Origin of the sequence: Listeria immobilis (assembly GCF_014322845.1) — a bacterium.
GTDB classification, from domain to species: Bacteria; Bacillota; Bacilli; order Lactobacillales; family Listeriaceae; genus Listeria; species Listeria immobilis.
This window is the reverse complement of record NZ_JAASUA010000006.1, coordinates 45175-64275: the sequence shown is the minus strand read 5'-3', so window position 1 is coordinate 64275 and position 19101 is coordinate 45175. Positions and strand designations below refer to the sequence as shown.

The 19101-nt window shown below is 36.3% G+C and carries 21 protein-coding genes; 19 read left to right on the top strand and 2 right to left on the bottom strand.

The genetic code is table 11. The features are described 5' to 3' along the window. Nucleotides 1-257 precede the first annotated feature (257 nt). From HCJ45_RS09115 to HCJ45_RS09100, 4 genes are all read left to right on the top strand, one after another. Nucleotides 258-524, top strand: a complete 267-nt coding sequence (locus HCJ45_RS09115) for a phosphocarrier protein HPr (RefSeq protein ID WP_003719221.1) — start codon at nucleotides 258-260, stop codon at nucleotides 522-524. Continuing rightward, the gene (gene ptsP / locus HCJ45_RS09110; RefSeq protein WP_185381214.1) at nucleotides 524-2242 is read left to right on the top strand and encodes a phosphoenolpyruvate--protein phosphotransferase; all 1719 of its coding nucleotides are present in this window, start codon (nucleotides 524-526) and stop codon (nucleotides 2240-2242) included. Before HCJ45_RS09115 ends, ptsP begins: the two co-directional genes overlap by 1 nt. 109 nt (nucleotides 2243-2351) lie before the next feature. Further along, nucleotides 2352-3386: an ElyC/SanA/YdcF family protein gene (locus tag HCJ45_RS09105; protein WP_187124591.1), complete on the top strand. Its 1035-nt coding sequence runs from the start codon at nucleotides 2352-2354 to the stop codon at nucleotides 3384-3386. A 12-nt stretch (nucleotides 3387-3398) separates the two neighbouring features. Then, on the top strand, nucleotides 3399-4259 hold the full coding sequence (locus HCJ45_RS09100; RefSeq protein ID WP_187124590.1) for an NAD(P)-dependent oxidoreductase: 861 nt from the start codon (nucleotides 3399-3401) through the stop codon (nucleotides 4257-4259). A gap of 116 nt (nucleotides 4260-4375) precedes the next feature. Here HCJ45_RS09100 and HCJ45_RS09095 read toward each other — a convergent pair whose 3' ends face one another. Beyond that, the gene (locus HCJ45_RS09095; RefSeq protein WP_187124589.1) at nucleotides 4376-5521 is read right to left on the bottom strand and encodes an aminotransferase class I/II-fold pyridoxal phosphate-dependent enzyme; all 1146 of its coding nucleotides are present in this window, start codon (nucleotides 5519-5521) and stop codon (nucleotides 4376-4378) included. Nucleotides 5522-5740: 219 nt separating this feature from the next. Between HCJ45_RS09095 and HCJ45_RS09090 the strand changes: the two genes are divergently transcribed. The 6 genes from HCJ45_RS09090 to HCJ45_RS09065 all read left to right on the top strand — a co-directional run bounded on the left by HCJ45_RS09090 (nucleotide 5741) and on the right by HCJ45_RS09065 (nucleotide 9968). After that, nucleotides 5741-5962, top strand: coding sequence for a hypothetical protein (locus HCJ45_RS09090; RefSeq protein WP_185346309.1), 222 nt, complete (start codon nucleotides 5741-5743; stop codon nucleotides 5960-5962). 306 nt (nucleotides 5963-6268) lie between these two features. Further along, the gene (locus HCJ45_RS09085; RefSeq protein ID WP_003719227.1) at nucleotides 6269-6502 is read left to right on the top strand and encodes a YkuJ family protein; all 234 of its coding nucleotides are present in this window, start codon (nucleotides 6269-6271) and stop codon (nucleotides 6500-6502) included. Nucleotides 6503-6703: 201 nt separating this feature from the next. After that, nucleotides 6704-7156 (top strand): cyclic-di-AMP-binding protein CbpB, encoded by a 453-nt coding sequence (gene cbpB / locus HCJ45_RS09080; RefSeq protein ID WP_187124588.1) that lies wholly within the window; start codon nucleotides 6704-6706, stop codon nucleotides 7154-7156. Continuing rightward, the gene (gene ccpC, locus HCJ45_RS09075) at nucleotides 7153-8031 is read left to right on the top strand and encodes a transcriptional regulator CcpC (RefSeq protein WP_185346305.1); all 879 of its coding nucleotides are present in this window, start codon (nucleotides 7153-7155) and stop codon (nucleotides 8029-8031) included. Before cbpB ends, ccpC begins: the two co-directional genes overlap by 4 nt. Before the next feature lie 47 nt (nucleotides 8032-8078). Beyond that, nucleotides 8079-8789, top strand: coding sequence for a 2,3,4,5-tetrahydropyridine-2,6-dicarboxylate N-acetyltransferase (dapD, locus tag HCJ45_RS09070; protein WP_187124587.1), 711 nt, complete (start codon nucleotides 8079-8081; stop codon nucleotides 8787-8789). A gap of 63 nt (nucleotides 8790-8852) precedes the next feature. Then, a complete protein-coding gene (locus HCJ45_RS09065) occupies nucleotides 8853-9968 on the top strand; it encodes an N-acetyldiaminopimelate deacetylase (protein ID WP_187124586.1) in 1116 nt (371 codons plus the stop codon). A 44-nt stretch (nucleotides 9969-10012) separates the two neighbouring features. On the opposite strand, the gene HCJ45_RS09060 is transcribed toward HCJ45_RS09065, so the two are convergent. Then, on the bottom strand, nucleotides 10013-10858 hold the full coding sequence (locus HCJ45_RS09060) for a mechanosensitive ion channel domain-containing protein (RefSeq protein ID WP_187124695.1): 846 nt from the start codon (nucleotides 10856-10858) through the stop codon (nucleotides 10013-10015). Between the two features lie 372 nt (nucleotides 10859-11230). Between HCJ45_RS09060 and HCJ45_RS09055 the strand changes: the two genes are divergently transcribed. From HCJ45_RS09055 to HCJ45_RS09015, 9 genes are all read left to right on the top strand, one after another. Continuing rightward, nucleotides 11231-12424: a quaternary amine ABC transporter ATP-binding protein gene (locus HCJ45_RS09055; protein WP_187124585.1), complete on the top strand. Its 1194-nt coding sequence runs from the start codon at nucleotides 11231-11233 to the stop codon at nucleotides 12422-12424. After that, entirely contained in the window at nucleotides 12417-13265 is an 849-nt protein-coding gene (locus HCJ45_RS09050) for an ABC transporter permease (protein WP_187124584.1), read from the top strand. The genes HCJ45_RS09055 and HCJ45_RS09050 overlap by 8 nt, the downstream gene beginning before the upstream one ends. Nucleotides 13266-13278: 13 nt before the next feature. After that, nucleotides 13279-14181, top strand: a complete 903-nt coding sequence (locus tag HCJ45_RS09045; protein WP_185346295.1) for a glycine betaine ABC transporter substrate-binding protein — start codon at nucleotides 13279-13281, stop codon at nucleotides 14179-14181. Nucleotides 14182-14295: 114 nt separating this feature from the next. Beyond that, entirely contained in the window at nucleotides 14296-14787 is a 492-nt protein-coding gene (locus HCJ45_RS09040; protein ID WP_185346293.1) for a PTS sugar transporter subunit IIA, read from the top strand. A 114-nt stretch (nucleotides 14788-14901) separates the two neighbouring features. Further along, nucleotides 14902-15597: a copper homeostasis protein CutC gene (locus HCJ45_RS09035; protein WP_187124583.1), complete on the top strand. Its 696-nt coding sequence runs from the start codon at nucleotides 14902-14904 to the stop codon at nucleotides 15595-15597. Nucleotides 15598-15675: 78 nt separating this feature from the next. Beyond that, on the top strand, nucleotides 15676-16548 hold the full coding sequence (locus HCJ45_RS09030) for a S1-like domain-containing RNA-binding protein (protein ID WP_187124582.1): 873 nt from the start codon (nucleotides 15676-15678) through the stop codon (nucleotides 16546-16548). Between the two features lie 136 nt (nucleotides 16549-16684). Further along, nucleotides 16685-17398, top strand: coding sequence for a cell wall-active antibiotics response protein LiaF (gene liaF / locus HCJ45_RS09025; protein WP_187124581.1), 714 nt, complete (start codon nucleotides 16685-16687; stop codon nucleotides 17396-17398). Beyond that, the gene (locus HCJ45_RS09020) at nucleotides 17395-18453 is read left to right on the top strand and encodes a sensor histidine kinase (RefSeq protein WP_185346285.1); all 1059 of its coding nucleotides are present in this window, start codon (nucleotides 17395-17397) and stop codon (nucleotides 18451-18453) included. The genes liaF and HCJ45_RS09020 overlap by 4 nt, the downstream gene beginning before the upstream one ends. Continuing rightward, nucleotides 18450-19088: a response regulator gene (locus HCJ45_RS09015; protein WP_185346283.1), complete on the top strand. Its 639-nt coding sequence runs from the start codon at nucleotides 18450-18452 to the stop codon at nucleotides 19086-19088. Before HCJ45_RS09020 ends, HCJ45_RS09015 begins: the two co-directional genes overlap by 4 nt. Nucleotides 19089-19101: the final 13 nt, after the last annotated feature.

Below are 19101 nucleotides of genomic sequence, written 5' to 3'. Positions count from 1 at the left end.
GCCTTCCAAAAGTACTATTTTATTCTATAAAAGCGACGATTTCGTGACAATTTTTAAGAAAGTGGTTGCATTTTTATCTATAGAAAATAGAGAAGGGAAGCACGCGCATGAAAAAACAATCTAAAAAATTTTAATCAAATAGTTGTAACAAAGGGTAAAACATGGTACTCTTTTTAATTGAGGGATAGTCTTTTTTGCTGAAAATTTTTTGGCTTAAAAGGTTACAACAAATTTCTTTACAAAGGAGAATGTAAATTATGGAACAAGCAAGTTTTGTAGTAATCGATGAAACAGGAATTCACGCACGCCCAGCAACTCTATTGGTGCAGGCTGCAAGTAAATACAGCTCGGATGTTCAAATTGAATATACTGGCAAAAAAGTAAACCTTAAATCAATCATGGGTGTTATGTCCCTTGGTATTGGTAAAGGCGCTGACATCACTATTTACACTGAAGGTAGCGATGAAAAAGAAGCAATTGAAGGACTAACTGAAGTTCTTAAGAAAGAAGGATTGGCTGAATAATGGCTAAAGAGTTGAAAGGTATCGCAGCATCTGATGGGATTGCCATTGCGAAAGCTTATCTGCTCGTTGAACCTGATCTTTCCTATGAAAAGGTAGAAGTTACGGATGTTGAAAGTGAAGTCAAACGTTTTGAAAGCGCGTTAGAAGTTTCTAGAACTGAACTTTCAATGATTCGTGAAAAAGCAGCTAAAGACTTAGGCGAAGATAAGGCTCAAATTTTTGATGCGCATCTTTTAGTTTTAAATGATCCTGAATTAACAGGACCAATTGAAGAGAGCATCAAAACTACGAATACCAATGCAGAAACAGCTTTACAAGAAACAACAGACATGTTTATTGGCATGTTTGAATCTATGGACAACGAATATATGCGTGAACGTGCAGCTGATATTAAAGATGTGCGCAAACGTGTTCTTTCACACTTACTTGGTGTAACTATTCCTAATCCAGCTTTAATTGATGAGGAAGTAGTTGTTGTAGCAGCAGATTTAACGCCTTCTGATACCGCGCAACTTAACCGTAATTTTGTTAAAGGTTTTGTAACGGATATTGGTGGACGTACTTCTCACTCGGCTATTATGGCACGCTCACTTGAAATTCCAGCTGTAGTTGGAACAAAAGAAGTTACTGCTAGTGTAGCAAAAAATGATATTGTTATTATTGATGGTTTGGAAGGTAATGTTATCATCCACCCAACAGAAGAACAAATCGCTCATTATAAAAAAATTAAAGCCGATTTTGCTTTACAACAAGCAGAATGGGATAAACTTAAAAATGAAAAAACCGTTTCTAAAGATGGTGTTCATGTGGAGCTTGCAGCAAACATTGGAACGCCAAATGATTTAGAAGGTGTAATTTCTAATGGTGGGGAAGCAATTGGACTTTATCGTACAGAATTTTTGTATATGGGTCGTGAGAATTTCCCAACAGAAGAAGAGCAATTTGAAGCGTATAAAGCAGTGATTTCTGGAATGGACGGAAAATCTGTGGTTGTTCGTACTTTAGATATTGGTGGCGACAAAACGTTACCATACTTAGAACTTCCAGAAGAAATGAATCCATTCTTAGGCTTCCGTGCTATTCGTCTTTGTTTTGCTAATGAAGAATTGTTCCGTACACAACTTCGCGCCTTACTTCGTGCAAGCGTATACGGCAATTTAAAAATTATGTTCCCGATGATTGCAACAGTAAATGAATTCCGTCAAGCACGTGATATTTTACTAGATGAAAAAGCAAAACTAAAAGCTGCTGGGACAGAAGTTTCTGATTCCATTGAACTTGGAATTATGATTGAAATTCCTGCTGCCGCTGTTCTTGCTGATCAATTTGCAAAAGAAGTTGATTTCTTCTCTATCGGAACAAATGACTTAATTCAGTATACAATGGCTGCTGACCGTATGAACGAACGCGTTTCTTATCTTTACCAACCATACAATCCATCCATTCTTCGTTTAGTGAAAATGGTAATTGATGCTTCTCATAAAGAGGGTAAATGGACTGGTATGTGTGGAGAAATGGCTGGAGATCAAACGGCTGTACCAATTCTACTAGGTTTAGGCTTAGATGAGTTTTCTATGAGCGCATCCAGTGTCTTGAAATCTCGTTCGCTAATTAAACGTCTAGATCAAGCGGAAATGGTGAAATTAGCAGAAGAAGCATTAAACAAATCTACAGCAGAAGAAGTTGTAGAATTAGTTGAAAAATATACTGCAGAGTAAAATCTGACTATTGACCTGGACATTTATTTGTCTAGGTCTTTTTGTGTTGTATTAAAGAAGTTCCCCAAGTATAATTAAAATGGCAATGAGTAAAAAGGGGGCAACAAGAGTGGTTATCTATTTTTTAGCGGGATTTTTCTTACTTCTCTTTATTGTTTTATCTATAATTGATAGACGAAGAATCAGCAATGGGATTTTTTTAACAATTGCTTTATTTTTTATATTACTTTCAATTGTTTATGCCGTTTTCTCCAAAGGAAATGAATTAATTGTTATGATAATGGGGACTGTGTTACTTTTATTGCTACTTCTTACGCCATTTTTTGTCATTGGCTTGGCAACGATGTTAATTGTTAACGGACGATTAATGCTCCAGCGTGAAGGGCGAAAATTAGCTAATATGTTACCATTATTTATTGGGTTAGGAATTATTTTGCTTATTATTATTTGGATTGGTAATATTTCACGGGCGAATAGTCCAGTCCTTGCAATTCTAATTGTATTTATTATGACAATTGTAGGTTATTTCTCGTTCTTATTTTTATCCTTTCTATTGTCGACTTTTATCTACCAATATAATTTCCCTAGGTATCACCAAGATTTTCTAATTGTGCTTGGAAGTGGCTTAATAGGCGGTGATAGAGTACCACCATTACTTGCAAATAGACTTGATCGAGCAATTTTGTTTTATCAGAAACAATTTAACAAAAATGGAAAACGAGCTACTTTTATTGTTTCTGGTGGACAAGGTGCGAATGAGACTATTTCAGAAGCAGAGGCAATGAGAAGTTATCTAATAAATAAAGGAATTGATGAGACCTTTATTATCATGGAAGATAAGTCGGTTAATACATTTCAGAATATGCAATTTTCGAAAAAGAAAATGGATGCCATTATGTCTAGTTATTCTAGTCTATTTGCAACAAATAATTTTCACTTATTTCGAGCAAGCTTGTATGCAAGAAAAGCTGGCTTACAAAGTCAAGGTATTGGCGCAAAAACCGCGCTTTATTATTTACCCAATGCACTTATAAGAGAGTTCATTGCGATTGTAGTTATGTATAAAAAAGTACACCTTATATTTGTTGGATTAATTAGTATTTGTTTTGCGATTTTGTCAGTTATAGGAATTAGTTTTGGATAGGAGTTTTTGGAAATGAAAAAAATTGGATTTGTTGGTATTGGTGTCATGGGAGAAAGTATGGCTTCTCACTTGCTTAAGGCGGGTTATGAGATTTTTGTGTACACGCGCACTAAATCAAAGGCAGAAGCACTATTAGCTAATGGTGCGCACTGGGAAGAGGAACCAAGTCAGCTGGCGGCGAAAGTTGATGTGCTTATTTCGATGGTAGGCTATCCTAAAGATGTGGAGGAACTTTATTTAGGGGATAATGGGTTTTTAAATCATTTAAAAGCTGGCTCGATAGCTATTGATATGACAACTTCATCACCATCTTTAGCTCGAGAAATAGCAGAAAAAGGAAAAGAAAACGGTATTGGCGTTCTTGATGCTCCAGTTTCTGGCGGAGATATTGGTGCAAAAAACGGTACTTTAGCGATTATGGTTGGAGGAGAAGAAACGATATTCCAAGAAGTGAAGCCTATTTTTGACATTTTAGGCAGCAGTATTATATTACAAGGAGCTGCTGGTTCTGGACAACATACAAAAATGGTTAACCAAATTGCGATTGCTTCCAATATGATTGGTGTGACCGAGGCCATTATTTATGCAGAGACTGTTGGACTGGATCCAGCGCGAGTACTTACATCTATTTCAGGTGGCGCGGCAGGGAGTTGGTCACTAACTAATTTAATTCCTCGTGTATTAGCGGAAGATTTCTCTCCTGGTTTCTTTATTAAACATTTTATTAAAGATATGGGAATAGCGATTTCAGAAGCAAAACAAATGGGACTTGAATTACCAGGTCTTATCTTAGCAGAAAAAATGTATCAAACGCTTGCTGATCGTGGCTTAAGTGAAGAAGGCACCCAAGCATTAATCAAATTCTATCGTTAAATCGAGACTAGGTTTCATCAGAAAAGCAGAAATCGTATCTAAAGCCATTTTAAAATGAGCTATAGAAGATTTCTGCTTTTTGTTTTAAGAATAATTTAACCAAAGTAATGGATTTATTATTTTGCTAAAAAAGCGGCCATTCGGTCAAGTGCTTCTGCAAGTTTATTAAAAGATGTTGCATAAGAAAGCCGGAAATAGCGATCTCCATTTTCTGAAAAAGCATTACCAGGAACAACGGCTACTTTTGCTTCTTCCGCAAGTTTAACTGCCCAATCAAAAGAATTATCGGTAATGTTATCTGGAAGTTTTACAAAGAAATAAAATGCTCCATCTGGTGGAACTACCGTAAATCCCATTTTTTCTAAACGATCTTGCGTGAAGCTTGCTCTTGTTTTATATTCTGTACGCATTTGAAAAGCATCATCTCTACCGTTTGTGATTGCTTCTAAAGCTGCTTTTTGAGAAATAGAACTTGCGCAAGTAACAGAATACTGATGAATTTTTAGCATTTCTTTTGTGATTGATTCTGGTGCGAGTAGAAAACCAATTCGCCATCCAATCATCGCATGAGATTTTGATAGGCCATTAATCACAATGGTTTGTTCTCGCAGCATTGGAGCGATACTAACATGTTCTTTGTGATAAGTTAATTCACTATAAATTTCATCTGCAATGACAAAAATGCCAGTTTCACGTAATACTTCTGCTAAATCAGCTAATTCTTCTTTCGTTAAACTAACACCAGTTGGATTAGAAGGATAAGGAATAATTAATGCTTTTGTGTTTGGTGTGATGTGTTTATGTAATTGTTCTGCAGTTAATTTGAAATTTGTTTTAGTTGTGTCTATTTTTATAGGTGTTGCTTTGTTTAAGGTAATTAGCGGTTCATAGCCAGGATAAATTGGGTCCGGTAAAATAACTTCATCACCTGGTTCAAGGATGGTTTGAAGTGCAACGGAAATAGCTTCTGTAGCACCCACAGTAACGATAATTTCATTTGTGCTATATTCTAAATTGTATTTATCTTGAAAATAGCTTGAGGCCGCTGCTAATAGTTCAGGCATGCCAGCATTAGGCGTATAGTTGGTGAAATTAGCTTGAATAGCTTGAATGGCTGCTTGTTTCACATGTTCAGGAGTCGGAAAGTCTGGTTCACCAAGTGTTAAGCGAATCATATCAGGAATGGCGCTCACTCGATTATTAAAAGTTCTAATCCCACTTACTTCAATATCAAATAATTCTGGACGAATAGATTTAGTCAATGTTATCACCTTTCTTTAGAAGAAAATCCCGATAAATTCAGGCGGGAGTAAGCTTTATAGTTTCATTCCATTATAGCTTAAAACAGGCGAAAAGCAAAATATCTGAAAATTTTCTTAAAAAGCCTTGCACTTTCAAGTAGAATGCTATAAGATAGTTTTAATAATGATAATCATTTTCAGTTAGAAATGATGGGTTGAATTTGGAAGGAGCCAGTGGATATGACGAAAACAGGTAAATATGAAGCTCTCTTTTTTCCAACGAAAGACGGCTTATTGAAAATACATGCATACGGTTTTAATCCCTGTGGTTCTTGGGGTGAGGTTTTTGCTACTATCGGTGACCAAACGATTTGCGTGAAGGGATTTAATCGTCATAAAACGATTGTTCGTGCGACAAAAATGATCATAAGTACTACCGCCAATCGTAAAAATGAGTTTTAATTATAGAAGACTATAAAAAAGTAGAAACCTTTTTTATAGTCTTTTTTTGGGATTAAATGAGTGTAATCAATAATAAAAAGTGATTTTCTAGTCAGCTTAAAAAAATTACTTTTTCTGAATATTTCCAGAACCCTTGCGTTATACGTGCGGTTTGCGATAAAATTTGGTAGTATAGTGAAAGAAATAAGATATGGCGAAAAAAACCAGTTTTGAGGAAGTATGTAAAAAGCATTGCCATGCCAGTAAAACTGCAAGGTATGCAATATTTTTGCACGTCAGTTGGTGGATTTGAGAGGAGAGTGTAAGATGTCTCAGTTATTGGGAATTATTCAACGGTTACATGCAATGCAAGAAGATGAGTCTGCTGAAACACAAGCAAGACGCTTTGAAAAAAATGGTACGCCCGTGTGCGAAGTGAAGTTTTTTCAAGCCTCTAACTCATTTGAAGTAGAAATTTACGGCGACAATAGTAAATATCAATTTGATGATATTGATATGACAGCTATCGAAATTTTTGAAACATTACAAGAAAATGAATAACGTAGCCTTGTTTTTTAGGTTAGAGCTGTGAATTGTTTTCACAGCTTTTTTTATGTAAAAAATTAACTTTTAAACACTAAATGTAAGAAATCATGCTTAATTGTATGATAGAATAGAAGATGGAAAAAGTTTCAATATCTTTTTTTAGTTGAAAGTAACTTCATAAAGAACATGAAAATACAAGGAAGAGGAAGATTCTAAATGATCTCTAATAGATTTGGACAATTTATTGATAGCGAATTAGCTGATTCGATGATTTCTGCTGAAAAAGTAGCTCACGTACAGCTTGGTAATAATTTAGAACATGCACTACTTGTTTTAACTAAATGTGGCTACTCTGTTATTCCTGTACTAGACTTTGAATTTAAACTTCACGGCTTAATAAGTGCAGCAATGATTACAGATGCAATATTAGGACTTGAACGTATTGAATTTGAACGCTTAGAAGACCTAAAAGTAGAAGATGTCATGCAAACAGATTTTCCAGTGATTAAAGATTTTCTAAATAACGAAAGAATTGTTCATCTGCTTGTTGACCATCCTTTTGTATGTGTAATTGATCATGAGTTTCACTTTGAAGGAATTGTTACAAGACGGGTTGTTTTAAAGCAAGTCAATCGTTATATTCATTCGCAGGTGGAGGAAAATAGATGATTGTAACGGAATATGAACTACTTGTTTGTCTAGCAGAAGAGCTTAATATGCGTAAAAGCGCGGAAAAACTTTTTTTAAGTCAGCCTGCTTTATCACAGCGCCTACAAACTATCGAAAGTAGATGGGATACAAAGATTTTTATTCGTACACAAAAAGGTCTATTACTCACACCAGAAGGAGAAGCAATCGTTCGTCATGCTTCGAGTGTGATTGAGCGAGAACATACGATTCAAGAAAAATTAGAAGCAATGGAAGGTGTCGTCCGTGGAACTTTGCGAATTGCCTGTGCAAGTGTTGTAGCCCAAATGTGGCTTCCACGAGTTTTAAAAACATTCACTAGCGCCTATCCAAATGTACAAATTTCGCTTGTAACAGGTTGGAGTAGCGAAGTCACACAACAACTAGCTGCTGGAAATGTTCATATTGGTATCGTTCGCGGAAACTCTAATTGGAAAAGTGTCCAAAAACCACTTTTTAATGATAAATTAATTCTCGTAGATACTGAAATTACGAAAATTGAAGAAGTTTTCCAAACAAACCGACCTTTTGTGCAATTTCGAAGTGATTCCAATTATTATCAGGTAATTCAAGATTACTGGCAACGCAATTTTGGGAAAATGCCACGCCAAGCAATGCTTATGGATCAAATGGAAACATCCCGTCAGATGGCTCTTAACGGTATTGGTTTTGCCATTTTACCTGAAGTTACCATGTTAGGCTACCCAGATAAAATCAATAAAATTCCACTAACAGAAAAAAACGGATCCATTCTTAGCAGAGAAACCAATTTACTGACATATGAACAATCGCTTGGCTTACCACAAGTGAAGGCGTTTTTAGAAATAATAGATAAATTCCTTGAACAAGTGAAATAGCTATGGCAAAATAGAAAACAGAACGTATTGGAAGGGGACAATTATTCATGAAACAAATGGATGCACACCAAATTATTTCTTTTATTCAAAATAGCAAGAAAGCAACACCGGTAAAAGTTTACCTAAAAGGAAATTTAGAAAAAATAGCTTTTCCAAGTGATGTAAAAACATTCATTACTGGAAACGCGGGAACTATTTTTGGAGAATGGGCAGTTATTGAACCACTTTTAGAAGCAAACAAAGCGAATTTGGAAGATTACGTTATCGAAAACGATCGTCGTAACTCGGCTATTCCTTTGTTAGATATGAAAAATATTAACGCGCGTATTGAGCCAGGTGCTATTATTCGCGACCAAGTAACTATTGGTGATAATGCTGTAATCATGATGGGAGCGAGCATAAATATTGGTTCTGTTATCGGCGACGGTACTATGATTGATATGAATGTTGTGCTAGGCGGTCGTGCAACAGTAGGTAAAAATTGCCATATCGGTGCTGGATCTGTCCTTGCCGGCGTAGTAGAGCCACCATCCGCACAACCAGTTATTGTAGAAGATAATGTTGTAGTGGGAGCAAACGTGGTTGTTTTAGAGGGTGTGCGTATTGGAGAAGGAGCCGTTGTGGCAGCTGGAGCAATCGTAACAAAAGACGTAGCACCAGGGACAGTTGTAGCTGGTATTCCTGCACGCGAACTAAAAAAACTAGATGCAAAAACGGCTTCTAAAACAGAAATTATGCAAGAACTTCGCCAACTTTAAAAAATGAAAGGAACTGTTTCGTCTGTTGGCGGAGCAGTCCTTTTTTAGAAGGAGAGAATAACCATGTTAAATGAATTTATTGCCATTCGACGTGACTTACACCAAATTCCTGAAACTGGATACAAAGAATTAAAAACCCAAGCTTATTTATTAGAATATATTAGCAAATTGCCAACAACATATTTAGAAATTAAAAAATGGCGCACAGGAATTTTAGTTTTAGTAAAAGGAACCAATCCTGAAAAAACAATTGGTTATCGCACGGATATAGATGCACTTCCAATTACCGAAGAAACTGGTCTGCCTTTTGAATCGAAGCATCTTGGAAATATGCATGCTTGTGGTCACGATTTACATATGAGTATAGCGCTTGGTGTTTTGACGCATTTTGCAAGTAAACCAACAAAAGATAATTTACTCTTTGTATTCCAACCTGCAGAAGAAGGGCCTGGTGGAGCAAAACCAATCATGGAAAGCGCTGAGTTTGCGGCGTGGCGTCCAGACACTATTTATGGACTTCATATTGCACCAGAGTATAAAGTTGGAGAAATTGCGATTAAACCTGGCTTACTATTCGCCAATACATCAGAACTTTTTATCTCATTTAAAGGAAAAGGTGGGCATGCGGCATATCCTCATTTGGCAAATGATATGGTTGTAGCAGCGAGCGCCTTTGTTGGACAAATGCAGACGATAATTAGCAGGAATATTGATCCAATGGATAGTGCGGTTATTACGATTGGACGAATTCGCGGTGGAGAAATTCAAAATGTAATTGCGGAAACTGCCTATTTAGACGGTACGATTCGGACGCTTTCACCAGAAACAATGAAAACAGTGTGGACGCGTTTAAAACAACTGGCAAAAGGGTGGGAAGAAGCTTACCAATGTGAAGTAGAATTTCATCCTGGCTCGAATTATTATCAAGTAGATAATGATCCAGCTGAGACAGATGAATTTATCCAGTTTTTAAAGGAAAACTATCCTGAAAGCTATACTCCAGCTCGTTCAGCAATGACAGGGGAAGATTTTGGCTACTTTTTATCAGAAATTAAAGGTTTTATGTTTTGGTTAGGTGTGGACTCGGAATATAGTCTTCATCACGCAAAATTAAATCCAAAAGAAGAAGCGATTCCATTTGCAATAGATGTATTAATCCGCTTTTTAGAAAGCAAGTAAAAAAGACGTAAATTCGTTCAATAAATGAGCGAATTTACGTCTTTTTAATTGTTGTTAGGTCCAAATGTACTAACAAAGCGAAGTGGAAGCTCGATTTTGTTTTCTGTTAAAGCTTCGCGAATATTTTTTAGTAAATCTCGTTGAACGGCATATTGTTCGCCGTTCACAGCTTTACCTACCACGCGGATTACCATATTGGTGGCATCAATATTTTGGACACCAAGCACAACCGGTGATTCCACAATATTTTTGTTTTCTTTTGCTTCTTTTATACAAACTTCATTGATGATTGCCATTGCTTTTTCTGGATCTTCTGTTGGACTTATTTGAATATCCACCATAACACGCATATTACCGCGGGAATGGTTACTAACAATCATAATTTGTCTGTTAGGAATAAAATGTAATGTACCATCAAAATCACGCACCTGTGTTGTTCGTAGACCGAGCGCTTCGACTGTTCCGTTAACCAAGTCAACAGTAATCGTATCTCCAACATCAAGTTGCCGTTCGAGAAGAATAAAAAATCCAGTTACGACATCACTAACTAGTCCTTGTGCTCCAAAAGCGATTGCCAAACTTGCAACTCCAGCGCTTGCGATAATGGCGGTAACATCCATAAAGTTCTGTAATAATAAAATCGCAAAAGTGAAAAATAAAACATAACCATAAAAATTTGAAATTAAGCTTTCAAGTGTATCCGCTCGGCCGGCTGAAACAGCTTGTTGTTGCCGATACTTGCGAAAGAAGCTACGAATAATTTTATTACCAACCACGCGAAGTATAAAGTAAAGAACGATTAAGATAGCAATTTTTATTCCAAGTGAAATAATATAATTCCAAAATTTATCCCAATCAATTGAATCGAACCACTGTTTTAGTAAGTTCACTTTCTGGTTCACATCCTTTGAAAGTTCTCCATCCATTTCATTCACCCCTTCCTAATGAAATGTCCTTTTCTATTCTAACAAATATTTAATAAAATTGCTTATATCAAAAATAATTTTTTTGAAATTAAAGCCGTATTTTGCATTGAAATTACTACTTTTTTTAAAACTTTTTTTAAAATCTGTCAGCCGCTGTTGTTGTAAGATGGTGGCGCTTCCTTAAAAGTTTAAAATAGCCCAAATTAAACTGTAAGATGTGAAACATGAGAGAAACTTGTGTACAATGGTTAATGTTATTGCTTTTTTAAAAAGTAATTTGGGCCAAATTTTTGCCTAGTAAAAAATGTAGTTTAAAAAAAGAAAGGGGATTTTATTTTGAGCAAGATTAAAGTGGAAGAGCTAACGAAAATTTTTGGAAAAAAAGCTTCTAAGGCATCTTCTTTACTTTCTCAGGGAAAATCAAAAACAGATATTTTGAAGGAAACAGGAGCGACAATTGGTGTTAATAAAGCATCTTTTAGCGTAGAAGAAGGAGAAATTTTCGTTATTATGGGGCTTTCTGGTAGTGGGAAGTCCACTTTGGTGCGACTTTTAAACCGTCTAATTGAGCCATCAAGCGGAAAAATTTGGCTAGACGGAAAAGAACTTTCTAGCTTAAATAAAAAAGAACTTTTGGAAGTTAGAAGAAAAAGTATGAGTATGGTCTTCCAAAATTTTGGCTTATTTCCAAATAGGACGATTAACCGTAATGTAGAATATGGTCTTGAAATTCAAGGAATGGACAAAGAAACGCGTGAGAAAAAAGCAGCAGAATCGCTTGCACTTGTTGGCTTAGCTGGTTATGGTAATCAATATCCTTCGCAACTTTCTGGTGGAATGCAGCAACGTGTTGGTCTAGCAAGAGCACTTGCTAATGACCCAGATATATTGCTAATGGATGAAGCTTTCTCCGCTCTTGATCCGCTTAATCGGAAAGATATGCAAGATCAATTGCTGGATTTGCAAGATAAAATGAAAAAGACCATTATTTTTATTACCCATGATTTAGATGAGGCGCTTCGTATTGGCGACCATATTATGATTATGCGCGACGGTTCTATTGTTCAAACTGGTTCTCCAGAAGATATTTTGGCGCATCCGGCAAATGAATACGTAGAAAAATTCATTGAAGATGTCGATCGTTCCAAAGTTTATACAGCGAGCAATGTAATGATACGTCCAGAAATCGTTAATTTTGAAAAAGATGGCCCTCGAGTTGCTTTAAAACGGATGCGTGAAGCTGGAACTTCCAGTGTGTTTGTTGTTAAACGTAATCGTGAATTAGTTGGAATTGTCCATGCTGCGGAAGTATCTAAGCTTGTAAAAGAAAACATTACTTCTCTTGAGTCGGCAATACACAGTGATGTTCCAACAACTGGACCAGATACACCACTAGCAGAAATTATGGACACTATCTCAACTACTACAATTCCAATTGCCGTAACAGAAGACGGGAAACTGAAAGGAATCATTATTCGCGGATCAGTTCTGGCCGCACTTTCTGGAAATGAGGTGAATGTTAATGCTTAATATTCCAACGATTCCATTAGCTGACTGGATTGATAAATTGGTAGACGGCTTAACGCAATTTGAAGGATTTTTTAATGTTATTACAAATATCATTGGCGGCATTGTCGATGCATTCCAGTGGGTCTTTGACTTAGTTCCACCATGGTTATTTATTATTTTACTCGTACTTGGAACATTTTGGGTTAACCGTAAAGGAAAAAAATGGGGTTTAATCACATTTGAAGTTGTTGGTTTACTATTAATTTGGAACTTAGATTTCTGGCGCGATATGACCCAAACATTAACACTGGTACTTACAAGTAGTTTAATTGCCTTAGTTATCGGTGTGCCACTCGGTATTTGGATGGCGAAAAGTAATATTGTCGAAAGTATCTTTAAACCGATACTTGACTTTATGCAAACAATGCCAGCCTTTGTTTACCTTATTCCTGCTGTAGCATTTTTTGGAATTGGAATGGTTCCCGGGGTTGTTGCTTCTGTTATATTCGCAATGCCTCCAACTGTCCGAATGACTAATCTAGGTATTCGCCAAGTATCTACGGAGCTAGTGGAAGCAGCAGATTCATTTGGTTCCACCCCTTGGCAAAAACTTTGGAAAGTACAACTGCCAATGGCGAAATCCACAATGATGGCAGGAATTAATCAAAGTATTATGTTAGCTCTTTCCATGGTGGTCATTGCTTCTATGATTGGTGCAATGGGACTTGGAACACGTGTTTACTTTGCAGTAGGACGTAACGATGCTGGTGGCGGATTTGTAGCTGGGATTGCCATTGTTATTGTAGCGATTATCCTAGACCGTTTAACACAAGCTTTCAATAAAAAAGCGAAATCTGAGTAAGGAGGAGAGTAGATTGCTAAAAAAATTAATCACCACTGCAGTTTTGACTATGCTTATTTTCACTTTAGCAGCCTGCGGGACAACCCTTGCTCCTTATGATGCGAAAAAAGATTTAGGCGAACAAATCAATTATACAATTACAGGAATTGATGCTGGGGCAGGAATTATGCTTGCAACACAAAATGCGATAAAAGATTACCATTTAGATGATGACAATTGGCAGTTACAAACAAGTTCCACTGCGGCAATGACTAGCACACTTCAAAAGGCAATGAAAGATAAGCGCCCCATTGTTGTCACTGGTTGGACACCACACTGGATGTTTACAAAATTCGACTTAAAATTTTTAGAAGATCCTAAAAATGTTTATGGGGACGCAGAAAATATTCACACAATAGTGCGCAAAGGCTTAAAAGAAGATAAACCTTCTGCGTACCAAGTGTTAGATAATTTCTTTTGGACGGCTGAAGATATGTCTGAAGTAATGCTAGAAGTTAATGATGGCGTAGATCCAGAAGAAGCTGCTAAAAAATGGATTAAAAAGCATCCAGAAAAAGTCGCCAAATGGACTGATGGCGTAGAAAAAGTAGATGGGGATGAAATTAAGCTAACTTATGTAGCTTGGGATTCTGAAATAGCATCTACTAATGTCGTCGCCGAAGCATTAAAACAAGTTGGCTATAAACCTACTATTCAAGCGATGGAAATTCAGCCAATGTGGGCATCTGTTGCAACTGATGCAGCCGATGGTATGGTTGCAGCATGGCTTCCAAACACTTCCGGAGTCTACTATAAAGATTACAAAGGAAAGTTTGAGGATTTAGGAGCTAACTTAAAAGGCGCCAAAATTGGTCTAGCAGTACCTAAATATATGACAAATATAAATTCGATTGAAGATTTAAAAGTAAGTAAATAAACGTGAAAAAAGGCAGGAAGAAGTTCAAAAAATATTTGATACTTTCTTCGTGCCTTTTCTTCTTTAAAAAGGTAAAATAGTAATCGACTCATGAATTTGCTAGGAGGATGACGGATGTTTAAAAAATTATTAAAAAAGAATAAAAAGGAAGAAGTATTTGCACATGTAACAGGACAACTTATTGCTCTTGAAGATGTGCCAGATCCAGTTTTTAACCAAAAAATGATGGGTGAAGGTATTGCGATTAAACCAGAAACAGGAACCATTGTGGCTCCAGTTGATGGAAAAATTATTCAACTCGCAGAAACAAAACATGCTTTTGGGATTCGTACGGATATGGGACAAGAAATTCTTGTGCATATTGGTTTAGAAACAGTGGCTCTAAATGGAGAAGGCTTTAACGTATTAGTAAATATGGGGGATAAAGTTAAAGTAGGGGACCCAATCGTGGAAGCGGACTTTGATTTTATTGAAAAAAATGCCGCAAGTACTGTTGTTCCTATGGTTGTAACAAATAGTTCAGAAGGTATATATGATTTTGACTTCCATTCAGTTACCAATACAACTGCTGGAAAAACAGAAGTATTTACAACTAATTTAAAATAATTTACATCAAAAATCCATGAGAAGGTAATTTTCTTTTCATGGATTTTTTAGTATTCTTTTGTCTAGTAAAAGGGTAGAATGAAGGTAATTAGATATTAAAAGGAGCGAAATAATATGTTAGAAGTGATAGTTCAAAATCCAAGAGATGCATACTTAGCAGAAAAATATCATGCAAGTAGAATGGAAGTAGTCTCAGCTATAAGTGAAGGTGGATTAACTCCTAGCTATGGTACTATAAAAGAAATAGTGCGCGCTTCTAAATTACCGGCAATGATGATGATTCGTCCACATAGCTTTTCTTTTATATATGATGAAGCAGCAAGGACTGTGATGGAACGAGACATTGAGCTTGCAAAAGAAATTGGTGTGCAAGGAATTGTTTATGGTGGAATAACTGAAGATGGCAATATTGATCAAGCACTTTTAGAAAAAGTAATTGGCTGGAAAGGTGATTTAGACCTTACTTTTCACCGTGCGCTTGAGACAACTAAAGATATTGAAGCAAGTTATCAAGTTTTACGCACATATGGAAAAGACATTAACCAATTATTAACTTCAGGTGGGACAAATAGCGCGCTTGATTCATTGCCACGTCTTAAACGTTGGATTCAAGATAGCGAAGAAAACCCAGATTCTTTTCAAATTTTGGTTGGAAGTGGCGTTAAACCAGAAAATATCGCCACCTTTCAAGCCGCATTAAATCATACCGACTATCATGTAGGAAGTGCTGCTAGAGAGGCAAATGATTTTTCAAAGGATATTCTAAAAGAAAATATGGATACTTTAAAGCAATATATTAATCAAGTTTGATTCAATATAGCAGGTAGCTTAACTTACATAGATACGCTATAATAAAACAAGACTATTATTAAAAAAGGTGGAAAAAAAGTGAATAACTATATTGGCAAAAGCCAAGTAATGACAGTAAAAGAAATTCAAGCTACAGGTTGGCTTCTTGAGAAAGAGGGCGTAACTGTTTTTTTAGCTAAATCAAATACACATGAAACGGAGCTTGCTGTTGGAACAGAAGTAACCGTATTTATTTTTGTAGACTATGATCGTGAAATTGCAGCAACAACAATTATTCCCAAAATTCAAGTAGGACATTATAGCTGGGGAACAATAACCGAAGTGCGTAAACATCTAGGGGTTTTTGTAGATATTGGTATTGAAAAAGATGTCGTTGTCTCTTTAGATGATTTACCCGCATTACCGCATTTATGGCCGAAAAAAGATGATCGAGTAATGATTGCCCTTCGAGTAGATGAAGAAAATCGTGTTTGGGGAGTTCTAGCAGAAGAAGATGAATTTCGAGCAATTGCTGTTCGCGCAGACCAAACTTTATTTAATCAAAATATCGAAGGCACTATTTATCGTTTATTAAAAGTAGGTTCATTCGTTTTTACAGATGATTTCCATATTGGTTTTATTCATGAAAGCGAACGTACATCTGAACCTCGAATGGGTGAACGTGTGAAGGCGCGTGTAATTGCCGTAAAACCAGATGGCTCTCTTAATTTATCGCTTCGTGGTAGAGCACATGAGGTATTAAATGATGATGCAGAAATGATTTTAACCTATTTGCGAAGTGTTGGTGGAGAAATGCCATTTGGAGATAAGTCGGACCCAGATGCGATTCGTGCCAAATTCGGTATTAGTAAAGCGCAGTTTAAGCGTGCAATTGGCACACTGTTAAAAGCAAAACGAATTACCCAAGAAAATGGGATTAATACAAAACTAACAGACGAAAGCTCCGACTAAAGTAGTAGTAGATGTTCCAACTAGCGCGGTTTGTTTCATTTGGCATATGCTCGCTATAATAAATACAGCATGTACAAAGTAGCGCAAAAACAAGAATTAACTTTGTCTAAAGATTGACTTAAGGAGGTGTGTCAGCTTGAAAAAAATGGAAAGCTCGGTTGTTTTTGTATTTTTAATTGCGATTATTGTTGGTGTTGGTCTTGAAATGCTGTTTCAGTGGGAGTTACTAATTCTTTTTGCACTTGGAATATTCTTCTTATTTACATCAAGAAAAGCTAGTGCAACAAAGAAAAGTGCTAGAAACTCCTTGTTTATTGGAGTAGTATTTATTATTATTGCGGTACTTTTAACAACCACTTTTAAAGTAGGACTCGTTGTTGCTGGGATTTATGCAATCATCCATTATGTAAGTCGAAAGCGGGCCCCCCAATTATTAATGCTTAAAGTAAGAGAACCCGAAAGTAAAATGGATCGTACGGATAAATTTATTCGTAATCAGTGGTTTGGTAATCAACGGATTCTAGATTTAGTGTACGAATGGGATGATATAAATATTCAAACAGGAATTGGCGATACGATTATTGATTTAGGAAATACAGTACTTCCAACTGGCGAAAGTGTTATTATGATTCGCAGTGTCTCAGGGAAAATTCGGTTACTCGTACCGTTTGATATTGGAATTTGTATTGAACATTCGGCTATTTTTGGAAATATACAATATGATAAAGAAAGTACCTCCATTCAAAATAATAGCATCAAGGTATACTCGGATAATTATGAAAGTTCCGCGCGTAAAGTAAAAATCATGACGTCTGTTATCTTTGGAGATTTAGAGGTGATTCGACTATGAGTTTTTCTAGAGTGATGATGGTAGTTTGCTCAGGGCTACTGCTTATAGCTTCGATTATCGGGACAGTGGGCTATTACTTTTTAAGTGAAGCCTCATGGTATAAAATTTTAATTGAGCAAAAGATTTTTTACATTCCGTTTGTTGTTTTTGTTCCGATAACTGCCATTTCCATTGGGCTGATTATTGGTGGATTACTTGGCTATTTCATCAAGCAAAAATTCGAATCAATTGATTTTTCTATCCGTTTGCTTGGACAAGGCGACTTAGAAAAAAAAATTACTAGCGAAGAAGACGAGAATTTTATTGAGGTGCAGCAAGTATACAAGCAAATCGACCGTTTACGTGATAAAATGAAAGCACAAACAATTTTAACGCAAAAATTAGCGAATGAACGATCTGAATCTTCTGGTCAAACAAAAGAAGCTATTTTATCCGAAGAACGGCATCGTATTGCTCGCGAATTACATGATTCTGTCAGCCAACAATTATTTGCGGCGATGATGCTTTTATCGGCATTAAATGAACAAAGCGAGAAAAGCGCCACACCTGCAATGCAAAAACAATTGAAGATGGTAGAATCTATCGTTAATGAATCGCAGTCGGAAATGCGTGCGTTATTACTTCATCTGCGCCCAACACAGCTTGAAGGGAAATCGCTTAAAATTGGCATTGAACAATTATTAAAAGAGTTAACAACAAAATTGCCAATCGAAGTAGATTGGCAAATTGAAGATATTTGTTTGCAAAAAGGCATTGAGGACCATCTCTTTCGAATTGTGCAAGAGCTATTATCTAACACATTACGCCATTCAAAAGCCAAATTACTAGAAGTTCGACTAGTCACAATGGACAATTTGGCAGTGATGAAAGTTGTAGATGATGGAGTAGGATTTGATATGAGCAATGTTCGACAAGGCTCTTATGGTTTACAAAATATGCGTGAAAGAGTTGCCGAATTTGGTGGCACAATTAAAATAATTAGTTTCCCAGGTAGAGGAACTAGTGTAGAAATAAAAATCCCACTTGTTGCGAAGAAGGACGTGGAAAGCGAATGATAAAAGTATTGCTAGTAGATGATCACGAAATGGTACGTATAGGTGTCTCAGCTTATCTTTCTGTACAAGATGATATGGATGTAGTCGGAGAAGCAGAAAATGGTCGACAAGGTGCTGATATGGCCTTAGAATTACGTCCAGATATAATCTTAATGGATTTAGTAATGGATGAAATGGATGGTATTGAAGCGACAAAAGAAATTATGAAAAACTGGAAAGAAGCAAAAATTATTATTGTAACCAGCTTTATTGATGATGAGAAAGTTTATCCAGCGCTTGAAGCAGGAGCAAGCAGTTACATGTTAAAAACATCTACTGCCAGTGAAATTGCCGATGCGATTCGTGCTACATATGGTGGAGATTCTGTTCTAGAGCCAGAAGTAACGGGCAAAATGATGCAGCGTCTAACTGCCAAACCAGAAAAAAACTTACATGATGATTTAACGAATCGTGAAAATGAAATTCTGCTACTTATTGCAGAAGGAAAGTCTAATCAAGAAATTGCTGATGAACTTTTCATTACACTTAAAACAGTGAAAACGCATGTAAGTAATATTTTATCTAAGTTAGACGTGCAAGATCGTACTCAAGCGGCGATTTATGCATTTAAACATGACTTAGTGGAGAAGAAGTAACAAGGAGGTAGTA